11 protein-coding genes are annotated in these 13505 nt (G+C 72.4%); 7 read left to right on the top strand and 4 right to left on the bottom strand.

Going from position 1 to position 13505, the window contains the following annotated elements; genetic code table 11:
- Positions 1-188: 188 nt before the first annotated feature.
- Entirely contained in the window at positions 189-596 is a 408-nt protein-coding gene (locus ABZY45_RS29145; RefSeq protein ID WP_356744629.1) for an ATP-binding protein, read from the top strand.
- A 3-nt stretch (positions 597-599) separates the two neighbouring features.
- Here the strand turns inward: ABZY45_RS29145 and ABZY45_RS29150 are convergent, their stop codons facing one another.
- Together ABZY45_RS29150 and ABZY45_RS29155 are read right to left on the bottom strand one after the other, a co-directional pair.
- Positions 600-1685 (bottom strand): DUF2637 domain-containing protein, encoded by a 1086-nt coding sequence (locus tag ABZY45_RS29150; RefSeq protein ID WP_356744631.1) that lies wholly within the window; start codon positions 1683-1685, stop codon positions 600-602.
- Between the two features lie 204 nt (positions 1686-1889).
- Positions 1890-2738, bottom strand: a complete 849-nt coding sequence (locus ABZY45_RS29155; RefSeq protein ID WP_356744633.1) for a (2Fe-2S)-binding protein — start codon at positions 2736-2738, stop codon at positions 1890-1892.
- A gap of 143 nt (positions 2739-2881) precedes the next feature.
- On the opposite strand from ABZY45_RS29155, the gene ABZY45_RS29160 reads away from it, so the two are divergent.
- A complete protein-coding gene (locus ABZY45_RS29160) occupies positions 2882-3628 on the top strand; it encodes a GntR family transcriptional regulator (protein ID WP_356744635.1) in 747 nt (248 codons plus the stop codon).
- Positions 3629-3700: 72 nt separating this feature from the next.
- Here ABZY45_RS29160 and ABZY45_RS29165 read toward each other — a convergent pair whose 3' ends face one another.
- Both ABZY45_RS29165 and ABZY45_RS29170 read right to left on the bottom strand, forming a co-directional pair.
- Positions 3701-4486, bottom strand: coding sequence for a hypothetical protein (locus ABZY45_RS29165; RefSeq protein ID WP_356744637.1), 786 nt, complete (start codon positions 4484-4486; stop codon positions 3701-3703).
- Positions 4487-4678: 192 nt separating this feature from the next.
- Positions 4679-6397 carry a PucR family transcriptional regulator ligand-binding domain-containing protein gene (locus tag ABZY45_RS29170; RefSeq protein WP_356744639.1) on the bottom strand — a complete coding sequence of 573 codons (1719 nt, stop codon included), beginning with the start codon at positions 6395-6397 and terminating at the stop codon, positions 4679-4681.
- Positions 6398-6664: 267 nt separating this feature from the next.
- Here ABZY45_RS29170 and ABZY45_RS29175 point away from each other — a divergent pair, with 267 nt between their 5' ends.
- The 5 genes from ABZY45_RS29175 to ABZY45_RS29195 all read left to right on the top strand — a co-directional run bounded on the left by ABZY45_RS29175 (position 6665) and on the right by ABZY45_RS29195 (position 13420).
- The gene (locus ABZY45_RS29175) at positions 6665-7555 is read left to right on the top strand and encodes a xanthine dehydrogenase family protein subunit M (RefSeq protein WP_356744641.1); all 891 of its coding nucleotides are present in this window, start codon (positions 6665-6667) and stop codon (positions 7553-7555) included.
- A 2-nt stretch (positions 7556-7557) separates the two neighbouring features.
- Complete coding sequence (locus tag ABZY45_RS29180) at positions 7558-8160, top strand: (2Fe-2S)-binding protein (RefSeq protein WP_356744643.1); 603 nt, start codon at positions 7558-7560, stop codon at positions 8158-8160.
- On the top strand, positions 8157-10574 hold the full coding sequence (locus ABZY45_RS29185; protein ID WP_356744645.1) for a molybdopterin cofactor-binding domain-containing protein: 2418 nt from the start codon (positions 8157-8159) through the stop codon (positions 10572-10574). The genes ABZY45_RS29180 and ABZY45_RS29185 overlap by 4 nt, the downstream gene beginning before the upstream one ends.
- Positions 10575-10768: 194 nt before the next feature.
- The gene (locus tag ABZY45_RS29190) at positions 10769-12229 is read left to right on the top strand and encodes an NCS2 family permease (RefSeq protein ID WP_356744647.1); all 1461 of its coding nucleotides are present in this window, start codon (positions 10769-10771) and stop codon (positions 12227-12229) included.
- 51 nt (positions 12230-12280) lie between these two features.
- Complete coding sequence (locus tag ABZY45_RS29195; protein ID WP_356744649.1) at positions 12281-13420, top strand: XdhC/CoxI family protein; 1140 nt, start codon at positions 12281-12283, stop codon at positions 13418-13420.
- The last annotated feature ends 85 nt before the right edge of the window (positions 13421-13505 follow it).

The raw sequence follows: 13505 nt of genomic DNA on the forward strand, positions 1-13505 counted from the left end.
AAGTTAACCGTGAGTAGAAGTTCGTGATGTTCGGCGTCCCGAGCGTGGCCGCATGGCCGCCCGTTCATATGTCGATGCCCGGGAAGCGTGACCGCACTCCCGTGGGGAATGCATTGCGTGTGGGCGTTCGAGACATGACGGGTCGAAACGGAACCGAAGGAGACCGATTCACCGTGCACACGGGGGACATGACGAAGCGAGAGAGTCCGGCGGTGCGGCTGCACCGCAGACTCGGGAACGCCGACCTGTCGGGGGTCGGGGAGGTGCGGAGCGCCCTACGGGAGTTCCTGCGCTACCGCCGCCCGCCGGAGGAGACCGAGGTGGCGGAGCTCCTCCTCAGTGAGCTGGTGACGAACGCGCTCATCCACACGAGGAACGGCGCCGTGGTCACCGTGACCTCCGCACCCGCGCGATTACGGGTGGAGGTCCGCGACTTCGTCACGGGACAAGAGCCCGCGCCGTACGTACCGAACGCCGACGACGGTACGCACGGCAGGGGGCTGCTCCTCGTCCAGAGCCTGGCGGACTCCTGGGGAGTCATGGCCCAGGCGCTGGGCAAGGTGGTCTGGTTCGAACTGCACGGACAAAAAGCCTGAGGCTCAGCCGAACTGCTGCTCCAGATCCTTGAGCTTCTGCTCCAGCGAGTCGAGCCGGGGCAGGGCTTGGGTGTCGTCCTCGGCGGTGAGGTCGACGGTCGCGGTCTCACCGTTCGTGGTCTGTGCCGAAGTGCTCCTGGAGTTCGAGCCGTTCACGGCTTGCAGGGATGGCCGGGGGCGTAGAGGCAGTTGTCCCGGCTCTGTTATGGCAGGCTCCGCGACGGCCGGTGGGCCGCCTCCCGAAGCGGGGGAGATGGCCTGGACATCCACCTGGCCACCAGTACGGCCGCCGCGTGTCCAGACCCGGTTCTGCCGGTTCAGGGCCTTGATGTGGGCCCGGTCCAGCTTCGCCTGGTCCCTCCGGCGGTGCCGGTCCTGTTCCTTCTCACGGCGGTCCTCGCGCACCTCGTCCACCGCCTCGTCCAGGGTGCGTACGCCCTCCAGGAGCATCAGTGACCAGGCGCCGAAGGTCTCCCTGGGGGCGCGCAGCCACCGCACGATCCGGATCTGCGGCAGCGGGCGGGGCACCAGGCCCTGCTCGCGCAGCGCCGCTCGGCGGGTCTGCTTCAGCGCGCGGTCGAAGAGGACGGCCGCCGAGAGCGACATGCCCGCGAAGAAGTGCGGCGCGCCCGCGTGGTCCATGCCGCGCGGTGCGTGCACCCAGTTGAACCAGGCGGCGGCACCGGCGAACGTCCACACCAGCAGCCTGGAGCCCAGCGCGGCGTCGCCGTGGCTGGCCTCACGGACCGCGAGCACGGAGCAGAACATCGCGGCCCCGTCGAGGCCGAAGGGCACGAGGTACTCCCAGCCCCCGGAGAGGCTGAGGTTTTGCCGGCCGAAGCCGACGAGCCCGTGGAAGGAGAGGGCGGCGGCGACCGCGGCGCAGCAGAACAGCAGGACGTACGAGGCGGTGGCGTAGAGCGCCTCCTTGCGCCGGCGGCGCTCCTCGCTGCGTTCCCAGCTGTCGTCGGCCGCGGCCTTCTCAGCGGCGCGCTTGCCGCGCGCGACCACCGTCACCGCCGCCATGACCCCCACGAGCAGCACGGCGCCCGGAAGCAGCCAGTCAAGCGATATGTCGGTCAGTCTCATGCGCGGTCCCTTGCGTCACGTAGGGCGTTTCGGGCGTCATCGTGACGGAAATACCGGGCCGCTCAGGGGGTTTCGGGGCAAGTGAACGCCATAGGGGTGGCCGGGCTCATCGATGGGCGGAATCTTTTCGAACGCCCGCATGGTGAAGCCGAGTTGCGTTCGAATTATGGTCGCCCGGCGGAGTGGTGTGAGTCTCCGTACGGTTCAGGGGGCGGCGGTCAGCTTCCGGATACGGTCCGCATCGCACGTGCGGGGGCAGGTCACGCAGGTGTCCTCGGGCCGCAGGGTGTAGAACATGCAGCAGCTGGCCCGGTCGCGCGTGGGCAGTGCCTCGCCGTCGGGGCCGGTCAGTTCACGGAAGCCGGCGGTGCCCACGTACGGCTTGGTGGTGCCGGGCAGCAGGAGCTCCAGCTCCCTCATCGCCCGGCTCTCCTCGCCGAGGAGATGGGCGACGTACCAGAGGCCCTCGACGATCTCGTCGGTCGCCATGCCCCACAGGGCCCGCTTGCCGCGCCGCATGCGCGGCTGGAAGCCGTCGAGCACCGGCCCGATGTGCTGGGCCACGGCGTCGAGGACCTCCGTGCGCAGCGCGGCCTCGTCCTGGACGACCCGGGCGCCCGGCCGGGTGGCCGCCGGGTCGTCGGGCAGGCAGGCGAACTCGCTCACGCGGAGGGCCAGATGGCCGAGGCCGCGGTGGAAGAAGACGTCCGCCGCCGGGATGCGCGGCACCCGGCGGTGGGTGAACCACGGAAGGGTCACCAGGAGGCAGGCAGGCCAGGCGTAGCGGTGCAGCCCGAAGCTCGCGACCACGTCGGGGCGGGCCTCGGTGCCGTAGTCCCGCCGCACCTGCGCCGCGTCCCAGGCGAGGAACTCGTCCAGCGCCACGCCGCCCGCCGCGAGCTCGCCGGCGCCGACCCAGCCGGGACCTGAGGGTGCCGCCGCGTCGTCGGCGAGCACCTCGGCGCGCAGTCCGGGGAAGACCTCGGCCAGACGGGTGTACGCCGCCGTCAGCGGGGACGGGGCGGTGGCGGTGAGCAGCGCGGGCACGGTCATACGGGGACCACCGAATCACGGAACTTTGCAGGTAAGCCTTACCTTACCCGAAGTGATCGATGTTTGAACTGCGGCCCGCTCCGCCTATCGTGCACACGGGGCCCGGCACACGCGAGCCGGCCCGCCAGTGCGAGGAGGTGGCCGTGGAGCAGGGCAGAGCGCGTGAGGGCGCGCGGCCGTACGCGTCCGCGGGGACCCCGCCCGACGTCCGGGTGCCCGAACAAGCGCGCGGCGAGCACACGCACGGTGAGCCGCCTCCGCCCCGAGGTGTCCAGCGGCATTCCGTGCGTGGCCAGATACTGGACGCCCTGCGTGCCGCCCTCGTCGACGGGGAGCTGATCCCCGGCCACGTCTACTCCGCCCCGGCGCTCGGCGCCCGCTTCGGCGTGTCGGCCACCCCGGTGCGCGAGGCGATGCAGCAGCTGGCCGCCGAGGGCGCCGTCGAGGTCGTGCCGAACCGGGGATTCCGGGTCAGCGAGCGCGGCCCCCGCGATCTGGCGGAGCTCGCGGAGGTGCGGGCGCTGCTGGAGATCCCCGTCGTACTACGGCTCGCCCGCACGGTCCCGGCCGCCGGCTGGTGCGCCCTGCGCCCGCTGGCCGACGCCACGGTCGCCGCCGCGGCCCTGGGGGACCGCGCGGGCTACGCGGAGAGCGACCGGGCCTTCCACCGCGCCGTACTCGCGCTCTCCGGCAACCAGCAACTCGTGGCGGTCGCCGACGACCTGCACCGCCGTTCCCAGTGGCCCCTGGTCAGCGGCCCCGCCGCCCGCCGTGCCGACCTGCTCGCCGACGCCTCGCAGCACACCGCGTTGCTGGACGCGCTCATCGCGCGGGACCTCGCCGTGGCGCAGTCACTCGTACGCGAACACTTCAACGGCGCGGACGGCTGACCGAGGAGCCGGGCCCGGGCCGTTCCTGGGCCAGGCTCGTCGGCGTACTCCCCGGGCGGCCCGTCGCGGCGGTCAGTTCGCCTCGACCGTCTCCGGGGCAGGCGGCTCCAGCCGGGGCGCCAGCCAGGTCGGGACGCCGCCGAGCAGCCGGAACAGCCTGCCGGCCTCGGCGCGCAGCCGAGCCGCCGCCTCCGGTTCCGCCTCGGCGTCCGCGAGCGAGATGAGCGCCGGGGCCGTGCCGACGAGATAGCCCAGCTCCTCCCTTATCCGCAGCGACTCGGCGAAGCCGTGCCGCGCCTCGGCGAGCTCGCCCTCACGCAGGGCCAGCGAGGCGAGATGGCGCCAGGTGAACGAGAGCAGCAGCTCGTCACCCCGGGCGGTGGCACCGGCGTGCGCCCTGCGGTAGGCGGCGCGGGCGGACTGCGGTGAGTCGGCGATGTTCTGGGCGATGAGGCCCCGGCGGAAGTCCAGCAGGGGGCGGCCGGGAGCGGCGGGTGAGAGCAGCGCCGCGGCCCTGCTGAGGGCGACGCTCGCCTCGTCGGCCCGGTCGCGCGCCCCGAGCAGCGTCGAGGCGTAGGCGAGGTAGCCGCGCTCGCACGCCGCGGCCCCGCGCTCCGAGTCGTCGCGGGCGAGGGCCTCGGCGGTGCGCAGCGCGTCCTCGGCGTCGGTCCAGCCGGTGCCGGTGTAGAGGCACCGCTCCGTCAGCAGGGAGGTGCGCTGCAGCGCGGCGGCGTGGTCGGTGGCCGCGTGGGGTTCGAGGAGTGCGGCGGCGTCCGTCCAGCAGGCGCGTGAGCGCAGCCGCCATACCGCGGTCTGGAGCGGCGGATCGTCATCTGCTGTCGTTCCGGAACCAGACATGGCGGTATGCGCCACGTTGCCCTCCCCGAGCGCGCCGTCGAGCTGTGGAGGCCGACCGGCGAATGACGGTCGGCCTGGGTCTGGGCGCATCTCAGCACGGAATGGCACGCGGGGCCAAGGGGTCGGATCGATGTCAGGTGAAAGATTTCACAATCGGCTGGAACCCGGTCGGGCCGTGAGGGTGCCGGGAAGTCAGCTCATGCGCAGGGCGAGGAAGAAGTCGAGCTTGTCCTCGAGCCGCGAAAGGTCACGTCCCGTCAACTGCTCGATACGTCCGACGCGATAGCGCAGTGTGTTGACGTGCAGGTGCAGCCGGGCCGCGCAGCGCGTCCACGAGCCGTCGCAGTCCAGGAAGGCCTCCAGCGTCTCGATCAGCTCCGCGCGGTGGCGGCGGTCGTAGTCGCGCAGCGGGTCCAGGAGCCGGGCGGTGAAGGCGCGGCGGACGTCGTCCGGGACGAAGGGCAGCAGCAGGACGTGCGAGGCGAGCTCGTGGTGGCCGGCCGCGCAGACCGGGCCCGGACGGGCCGCCGCGACCCTCCGGGCGTGCCGGGCCTCCTCCAGCGCCCCGCGCAGCCCCTCGGCGGAATGGACGGCGGCGCTGACACCCAGTGTCAGGCGGCCGTCGTCCGCGAGGCCGGCGGAGAGCGGGGCCCGGACGCTGTCGAGCAGCGCGTCGGCGTGCAGCGCGGCGTCCTGCCCCTCCGGGGCGCCGGCCCCCTCCGGGGCCGCGGACTCCGGGTCGCCCGGGGCGTCGGCCCGGGGAAGCGCGGTGAGCGGGACGAGGGCGATGGCCTCCTCGCCCGTGTGCGCCACGGCGATGCGGTCGGCCGATTCGGGGCCCGCCACCGCCGGGTCGACCAGGATCTCCTCCAGCAGGGCCTGCGCGGCCGGGCCGCCCGGGAGCCCCGTCCCGTGCGTCCACTCGACCCTGGCCACCACGACCTGCCAGTGCGGGGCGGTGCCGAGGCCCGGCAGCAGCACAGGAGCGGCCACCCGCAGCCTCGCGGAGATCTCCGCCGGGGCGGCGCCCGTCTGGACCAGCTCCAGGACCTCCTGGGCGAGCCTGCGGCGTACGGAGCGGGCCGCGTCACGCCGGTCCCGCTCGACCGCGATCAGCTGGGTCACGCCCTGGAGCAGATCCAGCCGGGCAGCCGGCCAGTCGCCCGCGTCGGCCGCCACGGCCAGCACCCACTCCGACAGCACGGACTCACGCACATCGCGGTCCCGGTCCGCCGCCGCCCGGCCCGTGTGACGGACCGGGAACAGCGAGTAGACCGCGCCGCCCACCTCCGCCCGGTGCGGCCCGGGGCGGCCGGTACGGGACGCCGCGAGGTGCTTCCCCGCGAGTTCCGCGCCGGCCCGTGGCGGCAGCGGCTCGCCCGCCCCGGCGATCTGCCGGCCGGTGGGCGAGAGGACCCACGCGCGCAGGTCCAGGTCGGAGGTGAGCAGATCCAGGACGACCTCGGGACCGCCCCCCGCCGGGCCCGAGGTCATCAGCCTGCGGTGGCGGTCGACGACGGCCGCGAGGTCACCGGCCCGCTCGCCCGACACCTGGCGCACCACGTGCTCGGTGATCGTCGCGAAGGCCACGGTCTCGTCGACCGCGAAGAGCGGGAGCCGGTGACGCAGGCACGACTCGATCAGATCGTCCGGTACGGCGCCGAGCTCCGCCTCACCCGCCGCCAGGCCGGCCACCCCGGCGTTCGCCAGGATCCGTACGAACGGCTCCGTGTCCGACGCGTCCCGCCGCCAGGCCAGCCCTGTGAGGACCAGCTCCCCGCCCGAGAGGTACCGGCTGGGGTCGCGCAGGTCGGTCGTCATCACGCCCCGCACCGGACGGTCCAGCTCGTCCTCGCCGCCGAGCAGCTGCAGGCCCAGCGCCTCGGTGTCCAGCAGTGCGCGCAGCCGCATCGTCGATCGCCGCTTTCTCGTCGTCGGTCAGGGGGCGGCGGAGGTCACCTGTGAATTGCGGTGACGTTACGGGTGTCCGCCATTCGTTCGAATCTACAAGACGGGGACGGGGACCAGCCAATTCCTTCATGGTTTCGGTGACTGCACCGAGTGGAGCAAGGCTTGTGTACTGGGCCACACACCGCGTGAACATCACAGGAACGATCCTCGAGGGCCGGCCGTCCCCAGCCCAGCCGAACGACCCGATTGAGAAGAAGAGAGCCACTCATGGACTTCCTTCGCCCCGCCAGCTGGGAGGAGGCGCTCGCCGCCAAGGCCGAGCACCCGACGGCTGTGCCCATCGCGGGTGGCACCGACGTGATGGTCGAGATCAACTTCGACCACAGGCGGCCCGGACACCTCATGGACCTGAACCGCATCGGTGAGCTGTCCGAGTGGCAGGTCGGCCAGGACGCCGTCCGCCTCGGCGCCTCCGTGCCGTACAGCGCGATCATGGAGCACCTGCGGGCCGAGCTCCCCGGTCTTGCGCTCGCCTCGCACACCGTCGCCTCGCCGCAGATCCGCAACCGCGGCGGCGTCGGCGGCAACCTGGGCACCGCCTCGCCCGCCGGGGACGCCCACCCCGCCCTGCTCGCCGCCGGCGCCGAGATCGAAGCCGCGTCCGTACGGGGGACGCGGATGATCCCGGTCGACGAGTTCTACACCGGCGTCAAGCGCAACGCCCTGGCCCCGGACGAGCTGATCCGGGCCGTCCACATCAAGAAGGCCGACGGCCCGCAGCAGTACTCCAAGGTCGGCACCCGCAACGCGATGGTCATCGCCGTCTGCGCCTTCGGCATCGCCCTCCACCCGGAGACCCGCACCGTGCGCACCGGCATCGGCTCCGCCGCCCCGACCCCGGTCCGGGCCAAGGAGGCCGAGGACTTCCTCAACGCGGCGCTGGAGGAGGGCGGCTTCTGGGAGAACGGAAAGGTCATCACCCCTTCCGTGGCCAAGCAGTTCGCCCAGCTCGCCGCCGGGGCCTGCAACCCCATCGACGACGTACGGGGAACCGCCGCCTACCGCCGGCACGCCGTCGGCATCATGGCCCGGCGCACGCTGGGATGGACCTGGGAGCAGTACCGCGGAGCGGACCGCACCCTCGAAGGAGCTGCTTGATCATGCGAGTGAACTTCACGGTCAACGGCCGTCAGCAGGAGGCCGACGACGTCTGGGAGGGCGAGTCCCTCCTCTACGTCCTGCGCGAGCGCATGGGGCTTCCCGGTTCCAAGAACGCCTGTGAGCAGGGCGAATGCGGCTCCTGTACGGTCCGCCTCGACGGCGTGCCCGTCTGCTCCTGTCTCGTCGCCGCAGGCCAGGCGGAGGGCCGCGAGGTCGTCACCGTCGAGGGTCTCGCCGACTACGCCAGGCATCGCGACGACGCCCACCCCGGCACCGGCTGCGCCACCGGCGCCTGCGGCACCTCGCTGGACGCCGCACAGCGGTGGCAGGCCAGGCCCGCCGACGCGCAGAGCGCGGAGGCGGCCGAGCTCTCGCCGGTCCAGCAGGCGTTCATCGACGCGGGAGCCGTGCAGTGCGGCTTCTGTACCCCCGGCCTGCTGGTCGCCGCCGACGAGCTGCTGGAGACCACACCCTCCCCGTCCGACCAGGACATCCGCGAGGCGCTGTCCGGCAACCTCTGCCGGTGCACCGGTTACGAGAAGATCCTCGACGCGGTCCGCCTCGCCGCCGCCCGTCAGGAAGAGACGGTGCGACAGCCATGACCCTGCGTCCACGAGCCGCGACCGTACCGGCCGGCACCCCCACCAAGATCACCCAGGGGTCCACGACCCCGGGCGGCATCGGTGAGTCCACCCTGCGCCCCGACGGCACCCTCAAGGTCACCGGCGAGTTCGCCTACTCCTCGGACATGTGGCACGAGGACATGCTCTGGGGCCACACCCTCCGCTCCACCGTCGCGCATGCCGAGATCCGGTCGATCGACATCGGCGAGGCCGTCGCCACCCCCGGTGTGTACGCCGTCCTGACCTACGACGACCTGCCGGCCGCGGTCAAGAACTACGGCCTGGAGATCCAGGACACCCCCGCCCTCGCCCACGGCAAGGTCCGCCACCACGGCGAGCCGGTCGCCCTGGTGGCCGCGGACCACCCCGAGACCGCCCGGCGCGCCGCCGCCAAGATCAGGATCGACTACGCCGAACTGCCGGTCGTCACGGACGAGGAGTCCGCGACCGCGCCCGGCGCCGTCCTGGTCCACGAGGGCCGCACGGACCACCACATCGGGCACGTCCCGCACCCCAACATCGTCCACCGGCAGCCCATCGTCCGCGGCGACGCCGACCGGGCCGCCGAACGGGCCGACGTCGTCGTCACCGGTGACTACGTCTTCGGCATGCAGGACCAGGCGTTCCTCGGACCGGAGTCCGGCCTCGCCGTGCCCTCCGAGGACGGTGGCGTCGAGCTGTACGTCGCCACCCAGTGGCTGCACTCGGACCTCCGCCAGATCGCCCCCGTCCTCGGCCTCCCCGAGGACAAGGTCCGCATGACGCTCTCCGGCGTCGGCGGGGCCTTCGGCGGACGCGAGGACCTGTCGATGCAGATCCACGCCTGCCTGCTCGCGCTGCGTACCGGCAAGCCCGTGAAGATGGTCTACAACCGCTTCGAGTCCTTCTTCGGCCACGTCCACCGCCACCCCGCGAAGCTCCACTACGAGCACGGGGCCACCAAGGACGGCAAGCTCACCCACATGAAGTGCCGGATCGTGCTGGACGGCGGCGCCTACGCCTCCGCGTCCCCGGCCGTCGTCGGCAACGCCTCCTCGCTCGCGGTCGGCCCGTACGCCGTGGAGGACGTCGACATCGAGGCGATCGCCCTCTACTCGAACAACCCTCCCTGCGGCGCCATGCGCGGCTTCGGCGCGGTCCAGGCGTGCTTCGCCTACGAGGCACAGATGGACAAGCTCGCCGCCGCGCTCGACATGGACCCGGTCGAACTGCGGCAGCTGAACGCCATGGAGCAGGGCACCCTGCTCCCCACGGGGCAGCCCGTCGATTCGCCGGCCCCGGTGGCCGAGCTGCTGCGCCGTGTGAAGGCCCGCCCGATGCCCCCCGAGCGGCAGTGGCTCTCGGCCGACGCCCAGGGCAGCTCCGTCGACGTACGCGCGCTGCCCGGCGGGCTGTCCAACACCACGCACGGCGAGGGCGTCGTACGCGGTGTCGGTTACGCCGTCGGACTGAAGAACGTCGGCTTCTCGGAGGGCTTCGACGACTACTCCACCGCCCGGGTGCGGATGGAGGTCATCAACGGCGAACCGGTGGCCACCGTGCACACCGCGATGGCCGAGGTCGGGCAGGGCGGAGTCACCGTTCACGCCCAGATCGCCCGGACCGAGCTGGGCGTCAGCCAGGTGACCATCCACCCGGCTGACACCCAGGTCGGCTCCGCAGGGTCCACCTCCGCGTCCCGCCAGACGTACGTCACGGGCGGCGCCGTCAAGCACTCCTGCGAGGCCGTCCGGGAAAAGGTCCTGGAGATGGGCCGCCGGAAGTTCGGGACGTACCACCCCGCCTGGGCCACCGCCGAACTCCTGCTGGAGGGCGGCAAGGTCGTCACCGACGCGGGGGAGGTGCTCGCCCCGCTGGCCGAGGTGCTGGAGGACGAGGCCGTCGACATCGAGCTGGAGTGGCGCCACCGCCCCACCGAGCCCTTCGACCTGCGTACGGGCCAGGGCAACGGCCACGTCCAGTACTCCTTCGCCGCACACCGCGCGGTCGTGGAGGTCGACACCGAACTCGGCCTGGTCAAGGTCATCGAACTGGCCTGCGCCCAGGACGTCGGCAAGGCACTCAACCCGCTGTCGGTCGAGGGCCAGATCCAGGGCGGCACCACCCAGGGGCTGGGCGTGGCCGTCATGGAGGAGATCATCGTCGATCCGAAGACGGCGAAGGTGCGCAACCCGTCCTTCACCGACTACCTCATCCCCACCATCCTCGACACCCCGACCATCCCGGTCGACGTGCTCGAACTCGCCGACGACCACGCCCCGTACGGGCTGCGCGGCATCGGCGAGGCCCCGACCCTGTCGTCCACACCGGCCGTCCTCGCGGCGATCCGGAACGCGACGGGCCTGGCGCTCGAGAGGACACCGGTGCGTCCCGAGCACATCACCGGTACCTGACGGCTCGTCAGAATCTCCGGGGTGGTGCCCGCGCACGCCGCGGCACCACCCCGGCTCTCCAGCCCAACCGATCCATCTGCACGAAGAGTTCGCCTCGGGCCGTCCCCCGGGTCGTGCGCCTCGCAGTCATCCCAAATCCCGCAGTCACGTCAGCTCCACGCGGGTGCCCCTGTGAACCTTGGGAGTCAGGCAACATGACCCAGCAGTCCGTGGAACCCAGGACCGGATCGGAGGACGCGGGCCCCGGCTCGCGCGTCCCCGCCGGGCGGTCCTGGCTCGACCGCTACTTCCACATATCCGAACGGGGATCGACCGTCGCGCGCGAGGTGCGCGGCGGCGTCACGACCTTCATGGCCATGGCGTACATCCTCCTGCTCAACCCGCTCATCCTCGGCGGCGAGGACGTCGACGGCCGGCTGCTCGGCCAGCCGGGCCTGATCACCGCCACGGCCCTCGCGGCGGCGGCCACCACCCTGCTGATGGGCTTCGTCGGCAAGGTCCCCCTCGCCCTCGCCGCCGGTCTCAGCGTCTCCGGGGTGCTCGCCTCGCAGGTCGCGCCGGCCATGACCTGGCCGCAGGCCATGGGCATGTGCGTCGTCTACGGCGTGGTGATCTGCCTGCTGGTCGTCACCGGCCTCCGCGAGCTGATCATGAACGCCATCCCGCTCGCGCTGAAGCACGGCATCACCATCGGGATCGGCCTCTTCATCGCCCTCATCGGCCTCGTCAAGGCCGGGTTCGTCCACCAGGGGACGTCGACGCCGCTCTCCCTCGGTCCTGCCGGTGAACTCGCCGGCTGGCCCGTCCTCGTCTTCGCCGTGACCCTGCTGCTGATCTTCATGCTGCAGGCCCGGAACGTCCCCGGGGCGATCCTGATCGGCATCGTCGCCGGAACGCTGGCCGCCGTCGTCCTGAACGCCGTCGGTGACATCGACCCCAAGTCGTGGAGCAGCGGCCCGCCCGAGCTGAGCGGCAGCGCGGTCTCCTCACCGGACTTCTCGCTCCTCGGGGACGTCGAGTTCGGCGGCTGGGGCGATGTCGGCGTGATGACGGTCGGCATGATCGTCTTCACCCTCGTCCTGGCCGGCTTCTTCGACGCGATGGCCACCATCATCGGTGTCGGCACGGAGGCGAAGCTCGCCGACGACAAGGGCCGGATGCCCGGCCTGTCCAAGGCCCTGTTCATCGACGGCGCGGGCGGCGCGATCGGCGGAGTGGCCGGGGGATCCGGCCAGACCGTGTTCGTCGAGTCGGCGACCGGAGTCGGGGAAGGGGCCCGCACCGGACTCGCCTCCGTCGTCACCGGGCTCTTCTTCGCCGCCTGCCTCTTCTTCACCCCGCTCACGGCGATCGTGCCGGCCGAGGTGGCCTCCGCCGCCCTGGTCGTCATCGGCGCCATGATGATGCAGAACGCCCGGCACGTGGACTGGGGCGACCGCTCCGTCGCCGTACCGGTCTTCCTCACCGTGGTCCTGATGCCGTTCACTTACACCATCACCACCGGTGTCGCCGCGGGCGTCATCGCGTACTCGGTCATCAAGCTCGCCCAGGGCAGGGCCCGGGAGGTCGGCGTCTTCATGTGGGTACTGACGCTGGTCTTCCTCGTCTACTTCGCCCTGCACCCCATCGAGAACTGGCTGGGCGTCAGCCCCTGACGCCCACCGCGTCACCGCACCCAGCGCCCCTCAGCAAGAAGGAGACACGCCATGCTGGACATCGCCGAAGAGCTGCACCGGTGGGTCGGGCAGGGCCGCGCGTTCGCCGTGGCCACCGTGGTGGCCGTCGGCGGCAGCGCGCCCCGGCAGCCGGGTGCGGCCCTCGCCGTGGACAGTGAGGGCACAGCCGTCGGATCGGTGTCCGGCGGGTGTGTGGAGGGTGCGGTGTACGAGCTGTGCCGGCAGGCGCTCGAGGACGGCACCACCGTGCGCGAGCGCTTCGGATACAGCGACGACGACGCCTTCGCGGTCGGCCTGACCTGCGGTGGCGTCATCGACATCCTGGTGACCCCGGTGCGCGCGGACGACCCCGCGCGCCCGGTGTTCGCCGCCGCGTTCGCCGCCGCGGCGCAAGGCCGCGCGGCGGCGGTCGCCCGCGTCACCGAAGGGCCGGACGAACTGCTCGGACGGCCCCTGCTCGTCCACCCGGACGGGACGCACGAGGGCGGGCTCGGCGGAGACCCCGAGCTGGACCGCACGACCGCGGCCGAGGCCCGCGCGATGCTCGACGCGGGGCGTACGGGGCAGGTCGACGTCGGCGCGGACGGCTCCCGCTGCGGGCAGCCGCTGAGCCTGCTCGTCGAGTCCAGCGTCCCGCCGCCCCGGATGATCGTCTTCGGGGCCATCGACTTCGCAGCGGCCCTGGTGCGCGCCGGCCGCTTCCTCGGCTACCGCGTCACCGTCTGCGACGCCCGGCCCGTCTTCGCGACGGCGGCGCGTTTCCCGGACGCCGACGAGATCGTGGTCGACTGGCCGCACCGCTATCTGGCCACCACGGACGTGGACGCGCGGACGGTGCTCTGCGTTCTCACGCACGACGCGAAGTTCGACGTCCCGCTGCTGGAACTGGCCCTGCGGCTGCCGGTCGCCTACGTCGGCGCGATGGGTTCGCGCCGCACCCACCTGGAGCGCAACGAGCAGCTGCGCGAGGCCGGCGTGCCGGAGGCCCGGCTGGCCGCCCTGCACTCACCGATCGGGCTGGACCTCGGCGCCCGTACGCCGGAGGAGACGGCCCTCTCGATCGCCGCCGAGATCGTCGCGGACCGGCGCGGTGGCAGCGGACTGCCGCTCAAGGGCGCCCACACCCCCATCCACCACGAGAGCGCCACGCCCCTCGTCCCGGTGGCCTGAACACCACCGTCGACAGCTGACCACGCCGGGCGGGTTGCCGCCACGGCGGTTTCACGCCAGGGGGGAAGTCGTCCGCAGCCCCGGA

It is taken from the genome of Streptomyces sp. NPDC006516, assembly GCF_040611875.1.
In the GTDB taxonomy this organism is placed as follows: Bacteria; Actinomycetota; Actinomycetes; order Streptomycetales; family Streptomycetaceae; genus Streptomyces.

Excerpts from the sequence above, each read along its gene's own strand:
- ABZY45_RS29145 (WP_356744629.1), top strand. The coding sequence starts at position 189 with ATGACGAAGCGAGAGAGTCCGGCGGTGCGGCTGCACCGCAGACTCGGG.
- ABZY45_RS29150 (WP_356744631.1), bottom strand. The coding sequence starts at position 1,685 with ATGAGACTGACCGACATATCGCTTGACTGGCTGCTTCCGGGCGCCGTG.
- ABZY45_RS29155 (WP_356744633.1), bottom strand. The coding sequence starts at position 2,738 with ATGACCGTGCCCGCGCTGCTCACCGCCACCGCCCCGTCCCCGCTGACG.
- ABZY45_RS29165 (WP_356744637.1), bottom strand. The coding sequence starts at position 4,486 with ATGTCTGGTTCCGGAACGACAGCAGATGACGATCCGCCGCTCCAGACC.
- ABZY45_RS29170 (WP_356744639.1), bottom strand. The coding sequence starts at position 6,397 with ATGCGGCTGCGCGCACTGCTGGACACCGAGGCGCTGGGCCTGCAGCTG.
- ABZY45_RS29175 (WP_356744641.1), top strand. The coding sequence starts at position 6,665 with ATGGACTTCCTTCGCCCCGCCAGCTGGGAGGAGGCGCTCGCCGCCAAG.
- ABZY45_RS29180 (WP_356744643.1), top strand. The coding sequence starts at position 7,558 with ATGCGAGTGAACTTCACGGTCAACGGCCGTCAGCAGGAGGCCGACGAC.
- ABZY45_RS29185 (WP_356744645.1), top strand. The coding sequence starts at position 8,157 with ATGACCCTGCGTCCACGAGCCGCGACCGTACCGGCCGGCACCCCCACC.
- ABZY45_RS29190 (WP_356744647.1), top strand. The coding sequence starts at position 10,769 with ATGACCCAGCAGTCCGTGGAACCCAGGACCGGATCGGAGGACGCGGGC.
- ABZY45_RS29195 (WP_356744649.1), top strand. The coding sequence starts at position 12,281 with ATGCTGGACATCGCCGAAGAGCTGCACCGGTGGGTCGGGCAGGGCCGC.